This is a genomic window from Streptococcus oralis, from assembly GCF_001578935.1.
Taxonomy (GTDB): Bacteria; Bacillota; Bacilli; order Lactobacillales; family Streptococcaceae; genus Streptococcus; species Streptococcus oralis_R.
Window position 1 is genome coordinate 822,928 of sequence record NZ_KQ969521.1, and the last position, 16,867, is coordinate 839,794.

Here is a 16,867-nt window from a genome sequence, read left to right on the forward strand (position 1 = left end):
GCTACTCCTTCAGCTTTCTAAGCTTCTTCAGTAATCAGAACTCTGTCTTGACCATCAAGTTCTGTCATCTCTACGATGATTTCTTCAGAACGGCTGGTTGGGATATTTTTCCCAACGTAATCTGGACGGATTGGCAATTCTCTATGTCCACGGTCAACTAGCACCGCAAGACTCACGCGCGCAGGACGACCATGGCCAACAATATTATCGATAGCAGCACGGATGGTACGGCCTGTATAGAGTACATCATCCACCAAGATAACTTCACGGTCAGTGACATCAACAGAAATCAAAGAAGTATCTTCTCCGCTTTTAACATCATCACGGAAAGGCTTGGTGTCCAATTCCACAACAGGAACAGTGATATTTTCCAACTGCTCCAAGCGTTCTTTGATACGATGAGCGATGAAAACACCACGCGTTTTTATCCCCGCTAGGATAATTTTATTCAAATCTTTATTGCGCTCAATAATCTCATAAGTAATTCGCGTGATCGCTCGTTTGACAGTCAATTCGTCTACAACTTCTTTTGTCTTCATGACAAACCTCCAAAAAGAAAAGTCTCCTTCTACAAGGAGACTTGAAATGTATAGCCAAGCGAGCCTTACTGTATACAGTATAGACTTCACCCTTCTACTTTATCGCGCTCCTTGCCTGCCTCACGGGACAGGATTAAAGGACTATTTAGTTATCATTTACTATAGCACAAAGCACCCTTAAAATCAAGCAAAAACTTTTTCAGAGTCCCCTTAAACGTTACTAAAATCATACAGTTGGGGATAGTGATCGCATTCTGGATTTTTGGGATGACAGATAGCTCGTCCAAAGTAAATCATGGCCTGGTGGGCTGCTAACCATTCTTCTGGTGGTAGGATGTCCATGACACGTTTTTCTACCTCAAGTGGCGTAGCTGATTTTTTAACGATATCGTGATGCTTGCAGATACGCTCCACATGGGTGTCCACTGCAAAAGCAGGAATTCCAAAGCCCACGCTCATGACGACATTTGCTGTTTTACGACCAACACCAGCTAAACTTTCTAATTCCTCTCGAGTCTGAGGCACTTGACCGTCAAAATCGTCTAGTAACTGTTGGGCACATTTTTTAAGAAATTTAGCCTTATTTCGATACAGTCCCAGGCGAGAAATGTGCGAAGCAATTTCACTCTCAGTAGCCACAGACATGGCTTGTGGCGTTGGAAAAGCAGCAAATAGACCTGGCGTGGCCTTATTTACCGCTGCATCTGTTGTCTGGGCTGATAGCATCACTGCAACCAAGAGTTCAAAGTGATTGGTAAAATCAAGACTAGGCTTAGCATCTGGAAAGAGGGCAATAATTTCCTCTATGACATGACGGGCACGTTTCTTAGATAAAACCATCTACTCGTCTCCATCAAATAGTCCTTGCAAGCCAGCAAAAGGACTGCTTTCTTCTTTCTTGACTGCTTGTTGGGCTTGATATTCGTCTTCAGTCATGATTTGCCAGTCATTTCCAGACACAAAACCTTGGCCCGCCTCTTCTTCTGCCGTCAAGACCTTGATTGGGATATTGAGCAAGATATTATCTGCTACGCTCTCAGCAAGGTCGATTTCCCCATTTTCGATAGGCAAGACTAAGTCATCGTCTAGAACTTCCTGGTCCAGTTGGTTGATCGCTTCTTCCATGAAAACTTCTGTGACTGGATAAGACTCAGCCAACTCAACTGGCTCCATACTGCGGCTGGAAGCAAGAACAATAGTATATGACAACTGATAGTCTAAAAAATACAGACGGTCTTCGTACTGCACCTTTCCCACTGCTAAGATATCTTTGACATCTAAAATCTCTTGGTTCCGTTTACGCAAGTCTGCTGCCAGATCTAAAGCTTGTTCAAAGTGCAAGCCTTCAGGTTGCTTACGAATTTCTTGAATATTTAACTTCATATTTCCTCCATAAAGATGTACTCACTTGATTATACCATGAAAAGGCTATAAGTCAGCCTCCCAAACTTTGAGATTAAAATCTCATTTTTAACATATTTACCATGACAAATTCCCCTATAAGTGCTATACTATAGGCAAGAATACATCAGAGCAAGGAGGATGCTCATATGGAAGATAAAGAACTCATCACTGAAGCTTACCAACTCCTTTCCGAGTTAAATAAAAGCTACCAAAGCTGTAAACAAGGAACTGCCGATGATCTTCGACTGCAAGAGTTGCTGAACACCACTCTTAAGGAACTAAAAAAAGCAGAAAAGCTGGACAACAGTATCTTAATCGACCTTGAGAAATTTTACCAACGTACCAGTCTACTGATTGGACTGGGTAGCCTAAAACTAAACAATCAAGCTCGTACTGCTTGGCGCAACTATGACAAGTTCCACTACGAACATGTCAAACACATATTGACTCTCTATGGGCCTGTTTTTGGTTTTTAGAGCTTGAAATTACTTGTTTTCTGTTGACAAAATTTCCTTAAAGGTATAGGATAAAGGTACTAATACTCGGAGGTATGGGAGACATGAACAACTAATCTATCAAATAAAGAACTTTATTTAGTAGATCTTGTTTTTGTCTCTTTTTGTGTGCTCTTTTTATACTAGATTTTCTAGTATCTTGTCCTCATTGAAAATCAAAAAACTGGAAAGTTATGCTTCTCTTGAGTTAGGGTAGGTATTTCCAAGCTAGTTTGACGAGCTTTTCAACGAGGATAATAGAGTTTTGACAGTGACTTTGGGCTCTACTAGGTAAAGTAGAGCTTTTTGTTATGCACTATCGACATTCTAGAAAGGGCGATAATATGATAAACATCAATCATCTAACCATCACTCAAAACAAAGATTTGCGGGACCTTGTATCTGACCTAAGCATGACCATCCAAGACGGAGAAAAGGTTGCTATTATTGGTGAAGAAGGAAATGGTAAATCGACTTTACTAGGAGCTTTAATGGGAGAAGAATTGCCTGATTTTACTATCAAGGGCGACATCCAGTCTGACCTTCAATCACTAGCCTACATTCCACAAAAGATAGCTGAGAACCTGAAAAAGAAAACTCTACATGACTACTTCTTTTTGGATTTTGCTGATTTAGACTACAGTATCCTCTATCGCTTAGCTGAGGAGTTACACTTTGATAGCGACCGTTTTGCTAGCGACCAAGAAATTGGCAGCCTCTCGGGGGGTGAAGCTTTGAAAATTCAACTCATCCATGAATTAGCCAAACCCTTTGAGATTCTATTTTTAGATGAACCTTCAAATGACCTAGACCTTGAAACAGTTGATTGGCTAAAAAGGAAGATACAGAAGATGAGGCAAACTGTTATTTTCATTTCTCATGATGAAGACTTTCTTTCTGAAACGGCAGATACGATTGTCCACCTGAAACAGGTCAAGCACCGGAAAGAAGCAGAAACACTAGTCGAGCATGTAGGCTATGAACGCTATAGTGAGCAGAGAAAGGCTAATTTTGCTAGACAAAGCCAGCAAGCTGCCAACGACCAGAGACTCTATGACAAAACCATAGAAAAGCATCGCCGCGTCAAGCAAAATGTAGAAACTGCCTTACGTAACACTAAAAATGATGTTGCTGGTCGCCTATTGGCTAAAAAGATGAAAACTGTTCTCTCTCAAGAAAAACGCTTTGAAAAGGAAGCTCAGTCCATGACCAAAAAGCCACTTGAAGAGGAACAAATCCAACTTTTCTTTTCAGACATCCAACCATTACCGGCTTCTAAAGTCTTATTCCAACTGGAAAAAGAAAATTTGTCCATTGGCCAGCGCATTTTAGCTCAGGAGTTACAACTAACGGTCCGTGGCCAAGATAAAATCGGTATCATAGGGCCAAATGGTGTTGGAAAATCAACTCTGTTAGCCAAGTTGCAACAACTGCTCAGCGCCAAAAGAGAGATTTCGCTTGATTTTATGCCACAAGATTACCATAAAAAACTGCAATTGGATCTATCTCCAGTAGCCTATCTCAGAAAAACTGGGGAAAAAGAGGAACTACAGAAAATCCAATCTCACCTAGCCAGTCTTAATTTCAGCTATCCAGAGATGCACCACCAAATCCGCTCCCTATCTGGCGGGCAACAAGGTAAACTCCTACTTTTGGATTTAGTGTTGCGCAAACCAAACTTTCTCCTTCTGGATGAGCCTACACGAAACTTTTCTCCCACTTCTCAACCCGAAATCAGAAAACTCTTTGCCTCTTATCCTGGCGGTCTCATCACTGTTTCCCATGACAGACGCTTCTTAAAAGAGGTCTGTACGAGTATCTATCGTTTGACAGAAAATGGTTTGGAGGTCGTCGATTTACAAGATTTATAAATGTTGAACATAGCAAAAATCCAGAGAGATTTCTCTGGATATTTTACATACGCCTTTCTTAGGACAATTGATGCACAGAGCGCTGCTGGCATCATCTACGTGACATATTATGCTCTGGCTTTTGTTTAAATTGTATAAACTAGAAATCATTTTTTACTATTTTACAGCTCAAAGCATTCTAATGCAGCATTATCTCATATACAAAAAGCAAAACGCAACCAGATTATTGAGGACATGCAAAAGAATGGAATTCCATAGGTTGTCAGAAGTCTTATACCTTATCCCAAATGCAAATCCCATACCTAAATAGGTGATAAAGCTAGGAATAGTATAGGGACCATGCAGATAAGCAAAAAGAAGCGATGTAGCAAACAAGCCAAAATATGTATTCTTAAATACTATCCCCTGTAACATACCTCGCATAAAGATTTCTTCCGTGACAGGCGCCAAAACACAGAGATCCACAAAAAGTACAGACCAGGAAAGTGATAAACTTTGCACAGTTTGAATTGTCTCTGATTGGGTAGAGCCTAAAAAATTGATCAAAATATAAAAGAGGAAAAGCAAGGCGTATGAAAGAAAACATTTAAGAATATCTTTTAGGCGGATTTTCCGAATGTGAAACATGTCATACTTTTTTCCTACATATAAAAATATTGCAAGTTCAACAAGTGTAAAAAGGATTGATAGCGGCAATGAATTTATTCGCATGATTTTCTCTGCTATACTCAAATGAATCGGCAAAAAAATCAAAATCAAGAAAAACGTCATCCAGCGCTTATACATCATTCACCTCAATTATATAGAATTACATATATTATACTATTTCCCGGTGAGATAACAAGTTAAAAGCGAGATACTGAAAGCAAAAATCCAGAGCCGATCTCTGGATTTTGTTTACATGTGTTTCAAGCGTTCGATTCGTTCTGAGATAGGTGGGTGGGTATAAAAGAGTTTTTGAAGTCCCCCACCTTTCTTAGGATCATTGATATAAAGAGCGCTGCTGGCATCATCGACATGGTGGTGCATCGGCTCGCTATTGTCCAACTTACGCAAGGCATTGATCATCCCTTGAGGATTGCGAGTCAGCTCCACACTGGATGCATCCGCCAAAAATTCCCTCTGACGGGAAATGGCTAGTTGCACTAAGGTTGCTGCGAGAGGTGCTAGAACAATGGCTAAGAGAGAGATAACAAGCATGATAATCTCCAAACCATTTCCATCACGATCATTATCACTCCGTCTTCGACCTGCGCCACCCCACCACATCATCCGTCCTGCCATACTAGACAGAAGGGTAATGGCACTGGCAAGGGCGACAGCAATGGTCGAAATGCGGATATCGTAGTTTCGGATATGACTGACTTCATGCCCCATAACAGCTTCTAGTTCTTCACGATTCGTGATTGCTAGAAGACCTGACGTCGCAGCAACCGCTGCGTTTTGAGGGTTAGAACCTGTCGCAAAGGCATTTAAAGAAGAATCCTCAATGATGAAAACACGCGGCATGGGAATCTGAGCGACCATAGCCATATCTTCCACTACATGGTAGAGGTCTGGTGCCGTTTGCTCATCAACCTCACGCGCCCCATTCATAGACATGACAATCTCTGTCGATTGAAAGATCATAGTTAAAGCGTAGATAAAGCCGATAATCAGTGCGATAACCAAGCCACCAAGACCAGACCGCATAAAGAGGTAACCAACCGCATAGCCAACCAAGGCCAAGAGTAGGAAGAAAACCAGCAACAAAATCCAGGTTCTTCGTTTATTGCTTGCAATTTGATCAAACAACATCTTAGTCACCTAAACCACTAAAATCAACTTTAGGAACTATCTTTTCCTCTTCAGGTGTTTGAAGGAAATCTGCAGCTTTAAATCCAAATAGTCCTGCGATGATGTTGCTTGGGAAACTTTCAAGTTTTACATTGTAGTTGCTGACAACACTGTTGTAGAGTTGGCGAGAGTAAGAAATTTTATTTTCTGTATTGGTCAATTCCTCTTGCAATTTAACAAAGTTGGCACTGGCTTTCAAGTCTGGGTAGCTTTCTGCAACTGCAAAAATACCTGAAACCTGACGAGTGAGGGCATCACTAGCTTTCATAGCTTCTGCTGGTGAAGTCGCTGCCGCCACTTGATTACGCAGTTCTGCCACCTTTTCAAGGGTAGAACCTTCATACTTCGCATAGCCTTTGACTGTTTCAATCAAGTTTGGGAGGAGATCATTACGACGTTTCAACTGAACATCAATTTGGCTCCAAGCCTCCTTGGTCTGCATACGATTTTTAACCAAACCGTTATAGCTAACAATCACAAAAATAACAACAAGAGCCAAAACTCCAAGAATAATCCAAGTCATGATATAAGTCCTTTCTGCTTTTAGATTACTACCAGTATATCAAATTTTTAATGATTGTGGTAAAATAAGATGATACTAAAGAAGGAAATAACTATGAAACCAGAAACATTTTACAACTTGCTTGCCGAGCAAAATCTTCCACTTTCGGACCAGCAAAAGAACCAATTTGAACGCTATTTTGAGGTCTTGGTCGAATGGAATGAAAAGATTAACCTGACCGCTATTACAGACAAGGAAGAAGTTTATCTCAAACATTTTTATGATTCAATTGCACCTATTCTGCAAGGCTTGATTTCAAATGAAACTATCAAACTTCTTGATATCGGGGCGGGGGCAGGATTTCCTAGTCTACCCATGAAAATCCTCTATCCTCAGTTAGATGTGACCATCATTGATTCGCTAAATAAGCGCATCAACTTCCTTCAGCTTTTGGCTCAAGAGCTGGATTTGGACGGAGTTCATTTCTACCATGGGCGGGCAGAAGACTTTGCCCAAGACAAAAACTTCCGTGCTCAATATGACTTTGTAACAGCTCGTGCGGTTGCTCGTATGCAGGTTTTGTCTGAGCTGACCATTCCCTATCTTAAAGTCGGCGGAAAACTATTGGCACTCAAGGCCAGCAATGCCCCAGAGGAATTGTTAGAAGCCAAGAATGCCCTCAACCTCCTCTTTAGTAAGGTAGAGGACAACCTCAGCTATGCCCTACCAAATGGAGATCCGCGCTACATCACTGTCGTCGAAAAGAAAAAGGAGACCCCAAACAAATATCCACGTAAGGCTGGCATGCCCAACAAACGCCCACTTTAAACAATTTACAAAATCAACCTCGCTCTCGCATTTCTGGGCTCGGGAAAAAATGATTTACAAAATCATTTTTTTCTGCTATACTATCCTAAGCAAAGGTTTTTAATGTCATCCTGTGAGGTGACGAAGGCGCAGATTTATATAAATTTTTAAAAGATAGCTATTTTTTAAAAAGTCTTACTCTGAGGGCCTATTGCTGCAAAATAATGGGCTCTTTTTTGGTGCCCAAAAGTGAGGTTTTTATGAAACAGGAATCAACTGTTGACTTGTTACTAGACATTGATCAACGTCCTTCTGCTGGTAAAGGCATTCTTCTAAGCTTCCAGCACGTGTTTGCTATGTTTGGTGCAACCATTCTCGTTCCCTTAATTTTGGGAATGCCCGTATCGGTTGCTCTCTTCGCATCCGGTATTGGAACACTGATCTACATGATTTCTACTGGCTTTAAGGTTCCAGTTTACCTAGGTTCTTCATTCGCCTTTATCACGGCTATGTCACTAGCCATGAAAGAAATGGGGGGCGATGTATCTGCTGCTCAAACTGGGGTTATTTTGACTGGTTTTGTCTATGTCCTTGTAGCAGCAAGTGTTCGTTTTGCAGGTACAAAATGGATTGACAAACTCTTGCCCCCAATCATTATCGGACCAATGATCATCGTTATCGGTCTTGGTCTTGCTGGTTCTGCTGTAACGAATGCTGGACTTGTAGCAGACGGAAACTGGAAAAACGCTCTTGTAGCTGTCGTGACGTTCTTGATTGCCGCCTTTATCAATACAAAAGGAAAAGGTTTCCTCCGTATCATTCCTTTCCTCTTTGCCATCATCGGTGGTTATATCTTCGCTATGATGCTTGGTTTGGTTGACTTTACCCCAGTCCTTCAAGCCAATTGGTTTGAAATTCCTGGTTTCTACTTGCCATTTAGCACTGGTGGAGCCTTTAAAGAGTACAACTTGTACTTCGGTCCTGAAACAATCGCTATCTTGCCAATTGCAATCGTAACAATTTCAGAACACATCGGAGACCACACAGTTTTGAGTCAAATCTGTGGCCGTCAATTCTTGAAAGATCCAGGTCTTCACCGTACGCTTCTCGGTGACGGTATCGCAACATCTGTATCGGCCTTCCTCGGTGGACCAGCTAATACGACTTACGGAGAAAATACAGGAGTTATCGGGATGACTCGTATCGCTTCTGTCTCTGTTATCCGTAACGCGGCCTTCATCGCCATTGCTCTTAGCTTCCTAGGTAAATTCACTGCCTTGATTTCAACCATTCCAAATGCTGTGCTCGGTGGCATGTCCATCCTTCTCTACGGAGTTATCGCCAGCAATGGTTTGAAAGTTTTGATTAAGGAACGCGTTGACTTCAGCCAGATGCGTAACCTCATCATCGCAAGTGCCATGTTGGTACTTGGACTTGGTGGAGCTATCCTCAAACTTGGCCCAGTTACACTTTCAGGTACTGCTCTATCAGCCATGACAGGAATTATCTTAAACTTGATTTTGCCACACGAAAATAAAGACTAATCATCTATACACACAAAATCCACTCGATTGAGTGGATTATTTTATTACTTACTCTTTATTTCCAGCAGTAAATCTTTCAATGAAATAATGGTCACGGCTAGTAAAATCATGGCCATGCCGACAAAATCAATCGCATAAAACTGTTCCTTCATAATCAGAAAGGCAAAGAAAACGGCTGAAATTGGCTCTATGGAAGCAAATAAACTAGACTTAACAGGACCTATCAGACTAGCTCCTTTTAGGAAAGCGGTATAGGCAAAGACCGTTCCGATGATGATAATCCCAGCAAATGCAAAGAGAAAATCTAAGCTGGTCGGTATACTGGCTTGCAAAACCCCTGTAAAGGGAATAGCGCCTACACCAGAAATAACCATGCCCACACCAATCACCAAAATACTGCCCCATTTCTTAATCAGAGTGATTGGAAGAATAATATAAAGAGCATAGGTCAAGGCTGAAAAGAGGCCCCAGAACAGACCTAGGGGTGTGATAGACAACTGGTCAACTTTCCCGTGCGTCGCGATCAGAAAAGTTCCTCCTATGGCCAATCCAATCGAAATAATCTCAGCCAGTGTCGGAGCTACCTTATCTTTCATACAGGTATAAACCAAAATCCCAACGGGGCACACATATTGGAGAACTGTCGCCGTTCCAGCATTGGTTTCCTGAATGGCAGAAAGATAGGCAAACTGGTTTAAGAAAAGTCCAAACAAGGCAAATAACAACAGAGATAAAAGGCTTTTTCTGTCTTTTAAAAAAGAAAGGAGTTTATCCTTTGAAGTCACATAGGATAAGACTACCAGTGCCAAACCTGCAATGATAAGTCGCAAATTGGTCAAGACTAGAGCGGAAATCCCGTGTGCCATCAGGTATTGACCACTAGTTCCAGACAAGCCCCAAGCAATCCCTGCCACTACTGTATATAGAGTTCCTTTTACGGTTTTTGACATGCTTCACCCCTACTCTTCCCTACGAATCATATCCATCACTTGATTCCGATCGATTATCCACTGAGCACGCTCATCCCTCTCATAGGTTCGATTGGATAAAAAGATAGCAGCTTCTTGTTTCTCTCGATTCCACATGATAAAGGTACCCGTATAGCCCGTATGGTCGAGCCAAGCCCCTTCCAGATTCCAGGCTAGAGAACGCTCCTTATCATCTAAGGGAGAAAAATTTCGGCACAAACCTACAGCGAAATCATCTTTCAAGTAATGTTCCAGAAAGATCTGCAAATCCTTAACAGTCGAAAACAAACCAGCACTTCCAGCGTGCTTCCCTAATAGACGGGCTTTGGGATCGTGAATGATTCCGGCCTCCGCTCCTCTCACTGTTGGTACAGCAACCTCAACGGGACCAAACTTGGTCTCTTTCATCCCCCATGGTTTCAAAACTTGTTCTTCTATAATCTGATCCAAGTCTTGGTTAAAGATTTTTTCCAAAAGAAAGCCCAAGAGTAAAAAGTGAACGTCCGAGTATAGGAAGGCTGGCTGATTTCGTCTATTGAGGTGAAACATGGCTTCTCTTAATTTCTCTGCACTTAACTTGTCTCGATTGGGAATAAAGGGGTCCAAGTCTGTGGCATGGGTCAAAAGTTGCCGTATAGTGATATCAGGATAATCACACTCCGATAAAAAATCCGTCACCGGTCGATCAATATCGAATTTGTCCTGCTGCCACAAGAAGGTAAAAACCGTCCCCACTCCCACGACCTTACTCACACTCGCCAAATCATAAACCAAACCGCTCTCTGTCTTTAAGCCCCGTTCTGGATCACTCAATCCTAGATAAGATTCTTTCCATTCACCATCCTTATAATACGCAAAAGAGGCTCCGGGATAAATCCCTGCCTCGATTTGATTTTCTATTTTTCTTAGAATTTTTTCCAACTTCATGCTTCTTCAAACCACAATTCAATGTTATTGGTATCTTTACCAAGGAAGAATTTTTCAGACTTAGGGACAAAGTAGCCTGTCTTTTCAAATTTCTGACGAAGACTGGTTAGATCAAAATTCTTGACTAAAAATTTCAACATCGTCAGGTCCCAAGTGACATTATTTTCAACAGCCAAATCTGCTCCTTGCCCTTTAGTAAAGGTGATTGCTGGCGCTACTCCTTCAGGATCAAGTAAACTCTCTATCCCTTCAGGTAAACGCAACTCCATAGAAACCTCAAATTGACTCACGTATTTTATACTTGTATTTGAATAAAATTCAGGAACGGTTTCCAGTGGAACCAAATCTCTTATATCATTTTCTGCATGAACAAGGATCACATCCTCTTCAGGAGAGACAATCTCAAAAGCATACCCACGGTTACCTTTAAATAGGCGAGGAAGAGACTTCATCTGAGAAAGAAGACCCTCGATTTCAGAAGGATTCTCAACCTTTATCAAGAGTCTAGCTAGCTTCTTAAGTCCTTCAACTCTGCGTGTTCGCATGCTTGGAGACTCTTCTAAAATCAATCTCTCCGTACCTGTCTGATCACCTAGAGAAATAAAGGCAGACTCTTCCAGCAAAGGTTTCATCCCCAGGGTTTCAATGTAAAATCTTTCATTTAATTTTCGATTATTAACTTTTAAAGTCGGAACGATCCGAACAATCTCATTCACATTCATAAATTCCTCCAACTCTTTTATTTTAAAGGATTTTCGAATATTTTACAAGCCCTATCTATTTTATTTTAGAAATTTATCAACAAAAAAACTGGGATTTCCCAGTTTCATTTCTTATAGGTAAAGTAGTTTAAATAATGCTACTGCTGCAATACCCGCTGCAATTGGAGCTACAACTGGAACCCATGCATACCACCATTTTGAATCACCCTTGTGTTGACCAAGAACTGATTTTGGAAGGAGTTCGTGAAGAAGACGTGGTCCAAAGTCACGAGCTGGGTTCAAACCAGGTCCAGTAGGTCCACCAAGTGAAGTTACCAAGGCCATCACTAGGAAACCAAGTGCCAAGTGCGCAACTGAAATCCCAGCAGCTGTATGTGGAGCTACTTGAGCTTTCACTGCCAATTCACTTAAATCAACAGTTTGTCCAGCTTGAGTAGCCATTTGTTTCATGTATTGAAGAACCTCAGCACCAAAGAAGTTTTTAGTCAAACCAAGTGCTGCAAAGAAAAGAACAAATGAACCTACAAACTCATTGAGGAATCCGTTAATAGTAGCTGCAAAACGTGATTCTTTTGTACCGTGGTCGATGCTTGAAATTGTTGAGAAGGTACCCAAGATATTGTTAGGGTTTTCTGTCTTCAAGTAGTAAGGACGGTGAGTCGCTACAACCAAAGCTTGACCGAAGATTGCTCCCAAAACTTGTGCTAGGATGTAATATGGTACTTGCTCCCAAGAGAAAAGTCCACTAACAGCAAGTCCAAGAGTGAAAGCTGGGTTGATGTGGTTACCAGATACATTACCAAACATCAAAGCTGGGATCATAACCCCCATACCATAACCAACCGCGATAACGAGCCAGCCACTTTGGTGACCTTTCGTACCTTTAAGTTCAACGTTAGCAACTGCACCATTACCAAGAATGATCAAAATAGCAGTTCCCAAGAATTCTGTGGCATATTTAATAGCCCATGTAAAATCCATTTGATAGATTCTCCTTAAATTTTTTTAGACATTCCTTATTCTATCAATTTTTAGGCCTTTTAGCAATATCTTTTCTAAAAGAATCTATGGAAAACGCTTTATTTAACTTATCTTTAAGAATAGGATGAAAGGAGTCAAACTCCTTTCATCCTATTCGTTATTCTTGACGTTGACCAAAGTCTACAATCATCTGCTCCATCTTTTGGCGACTCGGAGTAGTCAGCATATAAAGGTAGTCCCCTTGTAGCTCTGCAAAGGCTGCGGGCATGATTTTTTTGACCTTGAATTGCTGGCTGTACTTAGCAAGCAAGTCTTCTTCTGAATAGGCATAGTTTGTATTGGCACGACGTGATGTAGCTAAACAGTATTGTGGTTCAAACTCTGATGCTGGGAACTCTTCACCTGCAACAATCGTCGCATAACCTCGATAGAGGTCCAAGGAGTGAGCGAAGTTATAAACATCAATGGTAAAACCACCTGCAGGACGGTTATTGTACTCAATGGCAATGTAGTCGTCCCCGTCACGGAAGAACTCGATATGGAAAAAGCGTTCTCTCATTCCAAATTCCTTGACTATGGCCTCACCATACTTGCGCAGTTTGGGATCCATATCCTTGAGTACATAGTAGGAATTGTCCATCTTATAAATCATGAGATCAAGTGGTGTATGGGCGTAGTCAAAAGTCGTTGAAAAGACGATATTACCATCCTTGTCCACAAGTCCGTCAAAGGTACAGATTTCGCTAGAAGTGACAAATTTCTCAAAGAAATACACGGTTGAATGGTCCCATTCAGCCTTAAAGTGATTTACATCGTCTTCTGTCTCAAGCTTAAAGGTCGCTGCTGCTCCCACTCCATTGTCAGGTTTGGCAATCATTGGTAGACCGATTTCGTTCACAGCTTTATTCACATCTGCTTCCGTCTGGATAACAGCACCAGGTACCACAGGGACGCCTGCTTTTTTGAAAAGTTTCTTCATCTCAGACTTATATTTCGTCTTTTTGAGATCCTCTGGTTTGGCACCAAAAACATTGAATTGCTCTCTGAGTGTTGCGTCCAGCTCAAGCCAGTATTCATTGTGAGATTCGATGCGGTCGATTGGTCCATGCTTGTAGAACAGAAAGGCAACTGCACGCTTGACTTCGTCTATGTTCTCAAGATTGTCTACACGGAAATACTCGGTTAGGCTATTGCGCAAAGGTTCATCTAGTTGCTCGTAAGGCTCCTGACCAATTCCCAAAACGGTGATGCCTTTATTGGCTAGCTCGATGGTAAATTGTTGGAAGTTTTGCGGATAGTAGGGAGAAATAACAAGGTAATTCATAGGCAACTCCTTTTATAGATACAGGTGTCCAAAGAAAATAGGGCATTTGTTTGCGCCACCATTCCCAGTCGTGGGCGACATCGTGTCCCCATTCAGCAAACCAGGCTGGAATTTGTTTCTGGTCAAAGGCTTCTTTAAGCTTGTAGAAAGATGGTAGACCGTCTTGTTCCCAGGCACCAAGTCCCGTACAAACGACGATTTCTGCCTGACGGTAACGATCAATAAACCAGCCGTCGTTTTGATTCCAGATATAATCAACAGGTGAGTTTTGGTAAATTGCATCGTCATTGTAGTAATCACCAACGAAGAAACGTGCGTCGTAAACACCACTGAGGGCAATCACCTTGGTAAAGACATCTGGATGCTGGAGAAAGAAATTGAGTGCATGGTAAGCCCCCATCGAGCAACCTGTCGTCATCATTCCGTCAAACCAACCTGTCTTATGCTTGATAAAAGGAATGGCCTCCTCAATCACATAGCGTTCGTAGGCACGATGCATCTCCGCTTGGTCATGACCATTTTTCCAAGTGGCTAGCCAGCTCTCACTGTCTACGCTGGAGAGAGTAAAGAACTGGACGCGTCCCTCCTCGATAAAGGAAGCACAGGCATCTATCATACCAAAATCATAGTATTCGTTGTGACTGCCACCAGATGAAGCAAAAACAACAACTGGAATCCCAGCATGTCCATAACGGTTGAGGTACATTTCACGGTTGAGATTGCCACTCCAGTGGCTGAGGTTTTCAATATGCATATTTTCTCCTTTCTTAACTTACCATTTCTCTGCAAAAAATCGGAGACAGTCTGGCAAATTTTCCGACCAAGGGATTTCACTATGGATGGCACCAGACTGAACTTTCAAGACAAGATTATCCAAGCCTACTCCACCCGCAATCAAATCACGGTAATAGCGAAGCGACGAGTCGATATAGGCTTGCTTGATGTTGTCAGCCATCAAGGTCTTGTCCGTATCGTCTGCTTCTTCTGTTCCTACATAGATGAAAATGCGCTGTTCAGGCGACAATTTCTTACGCTCGATATAGCGGTTAAAGGCTTCTTGGTGAAGCCAATTGGCAGATGAGAAGATACCTAGACAACCAATTCGGTCTTGGTACTCTAGTCCGATAAACTGGGTGATATTGCCTCCTAGCGACGAACCAATCATAGCCGTGTGCTGGCGATCAGCTTTGGTACGATAGGTTTCATCGATAAAAGGCTTGACCACCTCCATGACAAACTCGGCATACTCCACACCCTTACCACCAAACTGCTGACCTGGGATAGGAGATTCTTGAAACTTCCAAGCTGCATACTCATTCATCCGCCCCATACCATCATTATCTATGGCAACGACAATCATGCGACTGATATCAGGATTCCGCTTAATGGCCGGAATAATCTTCCAAGAGTGCCCGATATAAGACTCCTTGCTGTAAAAGACATTTTGCCCATCATGAAAGTAAACTACAGGATAAAAACGGTCTGTGTCTTTCTCGTAGTCCTTAGGCAGAAGAACACGCACACGACGCTCTTTTCCAGTATAAGGAACCTTGAGTTTGTGTTCTTTCATTTTTAAATAAAAGTAGGAATGATTCATTGTCAGAAAACTCTCTATATTCAAAATTTTATCTTATTATACCATAAAAATAGAAAAAAAGTCAGTTAATGTCCATTTTAAGGATAAATAACTAACTTTCTTCATTTGTTTTTCTGAATTCTTCTGGATTTTCTGATTAGAGGAGATTGTCAATTAACTCATCGACAGCATCTTTTTCAACCTGGGGAGTGATTTCAGTAATCATAATCCCAGCCACTGCTCGCTCAACCAAGCCTTCAACATCCATGCGTTTTTCATACTGCTCTGCATTCTCTATCTTAGGATTGGTCTTAGGACGGTCAGGTGCAAAAATAGTACAGCAGTCCTCAAAAGGCTGGATTGAAATTTCAAAGGTATCGATTTCCTGCGCGATATCAATGATTTCCAACTTGTCCATGGTAACCACGGGACGAATGATAGGAGTGCTGGTCACAGCGTTGATAGTCTGCATGCTTTCCAAGGTCTGGCTGGCTACTTGACCAAGACTTTCCCCATTAATGATAATTAAACCATTTCGTATCTCACGAATACGGTCGGTAATCCGCATCATAAAACGACGCGTCAAGGTCATGAGGTAGGCTTCTGGCGCTTTAGCCTTGATTTCCTCTTGAATCTCTGTGAAAGGCACCTCGATAAACTGGATATTGCCGCCAAACTTGGTCAATTTACGGGTCAAATCTTGGGCTTTCTTAAGGGCACCAGGACTCGTGTATGGCGGACTGGCAAAGTGAACCGCCTCAATATCTACCCCTCGTTTAAGAGCAAGATAACCTGCCACAGGTGAGTCAATCCCTCCTGACAACATGAGTATACCTTTACCAGAAGTTCCCACAGGCAAGCCACCTGCTCCACGAATAGTTTCATAAGAAAGATAAGCCGCTTCCTCACGAATCTCCACCTGAAGATTGATATCAGGATTTTTCATTTGAGCTTGGACATTTGGAATAGCTTCGAATACTGCTCCACCGAGAGTTTGATTGAGTTCACGACTGTCAAGTTCAAAGTTGTGGTCGCTACGCTTACTAGAAATCTTAAAGGTCATACCTTCCTTGTAGATATCTGTCATAATCTCTTGGACAGAAGACTTCAGAATTTCCACAGACTTTTCTACCTTATAAACAGGAGAAAAGTTTTGAATTCCAAAGACTTGTTTTAGTGATTCTGCAACTGCTATGTAGTCGGCTCCATTCAGGTAAGCGTGAGCACGGTCGCGATCAGCTGTCACCTTAACTTGGGGATAGATAGACAAAACGTCCGAGATATTATTACGAAGTTTGTTGATGAAACGCATACGGTTTTTGCCCTTGGTTGACAACTCTCCGTAGCGAATCATAATTTCTGAATACTGCAT

At 41.8% G+C, this 16,867-nt stretch carries 17 protein-coding genes and 1 pseudogene; 4 read left to right on the forward strand and 14 right to left on the reverse strand.

Annotation, left to right across the window (positions count from 1 at the left end):
• Nucleotides 1–17: 17 nt before the first annotated feature.
• From pyrR to SORDD15_RS04140, 3 genes are all read right to left on the reverse strand, one after another.
• Nucleotides 18–539: a bifunctional pyr operon transcriptional regulator/uracil phosphoribosyltransferase PyrR gene (pyrR, locus tag SORDD15_RS04130; protein WP_000850018.1), complete on the reverse strand. Its 522-nt coding sequence runs from the start codon at nt 537–539 to the stop codon at nt 18–20.
• Between the two features lie 210 nt (nt 540–749).
• Nucleotides 750–1,379 (reverse strand): endonuclease III, encoded by a 630-nt coding sequence (gene nth / locus SORDD15_RS04135; protein ID WP_061414645.1) that lies wholly within the window; start codon nt 1,377–1,379, stop codon nt 750–752.
• Nucleotides 1,380–1,922, reverse strand: a complete 543-nt coding sequence (locus SORDD15_RS04140; protein ID WP_061414648.1) for a YceD family protein — start codon at nt 1,920–1,922, stop codon at nt 1,380–1,382.
• A 167-nt stretch (nt 1,923–2,089) separates the two neighbouring features.
• On the opposite strand from SORDD15_RS04140, the gene SORDD15_RS04145 reads away from it, so the two are divergent.
• Complete coding sequence (locus SORDD15_RS04145; RefSeq protein ID WP_061414651.1) at nt 2,090–2,419, forward strand: hypothetical protein; 330 nt, start codon at nt 2,090–2,092, stop codon at nt 2,417–2,419.
• A 329-nt stretch (nt 2,420–2,748) separates the two neighbouring features.
• Complete coding sequence (locus SORDD15_RS04150; protein WP_061414653.1) at nt 2,749–4,308, forward strand: ATP-binding cassette domain-containing protein; 1,560 nt, start codon at nt 2,749–2,751, stop codon at nt 4,306–4,308.
• Between the two features lie 189 nt (nt 4,309–4,497).
• Here SORDD15_RS04150 and SORDD15_RS04155 read toward each other — a convergent pair whose 3' ends face one another.
• From SORDD15_RS04155 to SORDD15_RS04165, 3 genes are all read right to left on the reverse strand, one after another.
• The gene (locus SORDD15_RS04155; RefSeq protein WP_231097628.1) at nt 4,498–5,097 is read right to left on the reverse strand and encodes a CPBP family intramembrane glutamic endopeptidase; all 600 of its coding nucleotides are present in this window, start codon (nt 5,095–5,097) and stop codon (nt 4,498–4,500) included.
• A 108-nt stretch (nt 5,098–5,205) separates the two neighbouring features.
• The gene (gene htpX, locus SORDD15_RS04160) at nt 5,206–6,105 is read right to left on the reverse strand and encodes a zinc metalloprotease HtpX (protein WP_061414658.1); all 900 of its coding nucleotides are present in this window, start codon (nt 6,103–6,105) and stop codon (nt 5,206–5,208) included.
• A gap of 1 nt (nt 6,106) precedes the next feature.
• Nucleotides 6,107–6,667 carry a LemA family protein gene (locus tag SORDD15_RS04165; RefSeq protein ID WP_061414661.1) on the reverse strand — a complete coding sequence of 187 codons (561 nt, stop codon included), beginning with the start codon at nt 6,665–6,667 and terminating at the stop codon, nt 6,107–6,109.
• A gap of 93 nt (nt 6,668–6,760) precedes the next feature.
• On the opposite strand from SORDD15_RS04165, the gene rsmG reads away from it, so the two are divergent.
• Both rsmG and SORDD15_RS04175 read left to right on the forward strand, forming a co-directional pair.
• The gene (gene rsmG, locus SORDD15_RS04170) at nt 6,761–7,474 is read left to right on the forward strand and encodes a 16S rRNA (guanine(527)-N(7))-methyltransferase RsmG (RefSeq protein ID WP_061414664.1); all 714 of its coding nucleotides are present in this window, start codon (nt 6,761–6,763) and stop codon (nt 7,472–7,474) included.
• 239 nt (nt 7,475–7,713) lie between these two features.
• Nucleotides 7,714–8,997 carry a uracil-xanthine permease family protein gene (locus tag SORDD15_RS04175; RefSeq protein ID WP_061414667.1) on the forward strand — a complete coding sequence of 428 codons (1,284 nt, stop codon included), beginning with the start codon at nt 7,714–7,716 and terminating at the stop codon, nt 8,995–8,997.
• Between the two features lie 44 nt (nt 8,998–9,041).
• Here SORDD15_RS04175 and SORDD15_RS04180 read toward each other — a convergent pair whose 3' ends face one another.
• From SORDD15_RS04180 to thiI, 8 genes and pseudogenes are all read right to left on the reverse strand, one after another.
• On the reverse strand, nt 9,042–9,947 hold the full coding sequence (locus tag SORDD15_RS04180; protein WP_061414670.1) for a DMT family transporter: 906 nt from the start codon (nt 9,945–9,947) through the stop codon (nt 9,042–9,044).
• A gap of 9 nt (nt 9,948–9,956) precedes the next feature.
• Nucleotides 9,957–10,892 (reverse strand): serine hydrolase domain-containing protein, encoded by a 936-nt coding sequence (locus tag SORDD15_RS04185; RefSeq protein ID WP_061414673.1) that lies wholly within the window; start codon nt 10,890–10,892, stop codon nt 9,957–9,959.
• A complete protein-coding gene (locus SORDD15_RS04190) occupies nt 10,889–11,614 on the reverse strand; it encodes a CppA N-terminal domain-containing protein (RefSeq protein ID WP_061414676.1) in 726 nt (241 codons plus the stop codon). Before SORDD15_RS04190 ends, SORDD15_RS04185 begins: the two co-directional genes overlap by 4 nt.
• Before the next feature lie 111 nt (nt 11,615–11,725).
• A complete protein-coding gene (gene gla, locus SORDD15_RS04195; protein ID WP_061414680.1) occupies nt 11,726–12,595 on the reverse strand; it encodes an aquaglyceroporin Gla in 870 nt (289 codons plus the stop codon).
• 157 nt (nt 12,596–12,752) lie between these two features.
• On the reverse strand, nt 12,753–13,919 hold the full coding sequence (locus SORDD15_RS04200) for an ATP-grasp domain-containing protein (RefSeq protein WP_061414683.1): 1,167 nt from the start codon (nt 13,917–13,919) through the stop codon (nt 12,753–12,755).
• 12 nt (nt 13,920–13,931) lie between these two features.
• Nucleotides 13,932–14,673 (reverse strand): annotated as a pseudogene (locus SORDD15_RS04205) (esterase family protein).
• Between the two features lie 18 nt (nt 14,674–14,691).
• Nucleotides 14,692–15,516, reverse strand: a complete 825-nt coding sequence (locus SORDD15_RS04210; RefSeq protein WP_061414686.1) for an alpha/beta hydrolase — start codon at nt 15,514–15,516, stop codon at nt 14,692–14,694.
• 136 nt (nt 15,517–15,652) lie between these two features.
• Nucleotides 15,653–16,867 (reverse strand): tRNA uracil 4-sulfurtransferase ThiI, encoded by a 1,215-nt coding sequence (gene thiI, locus SORDD15_RS04215; RefSeq protein WP_061414690.1) that lies wholly within the window; start codon nt 16,865–16,867, stop codon nt 15,653–15,655.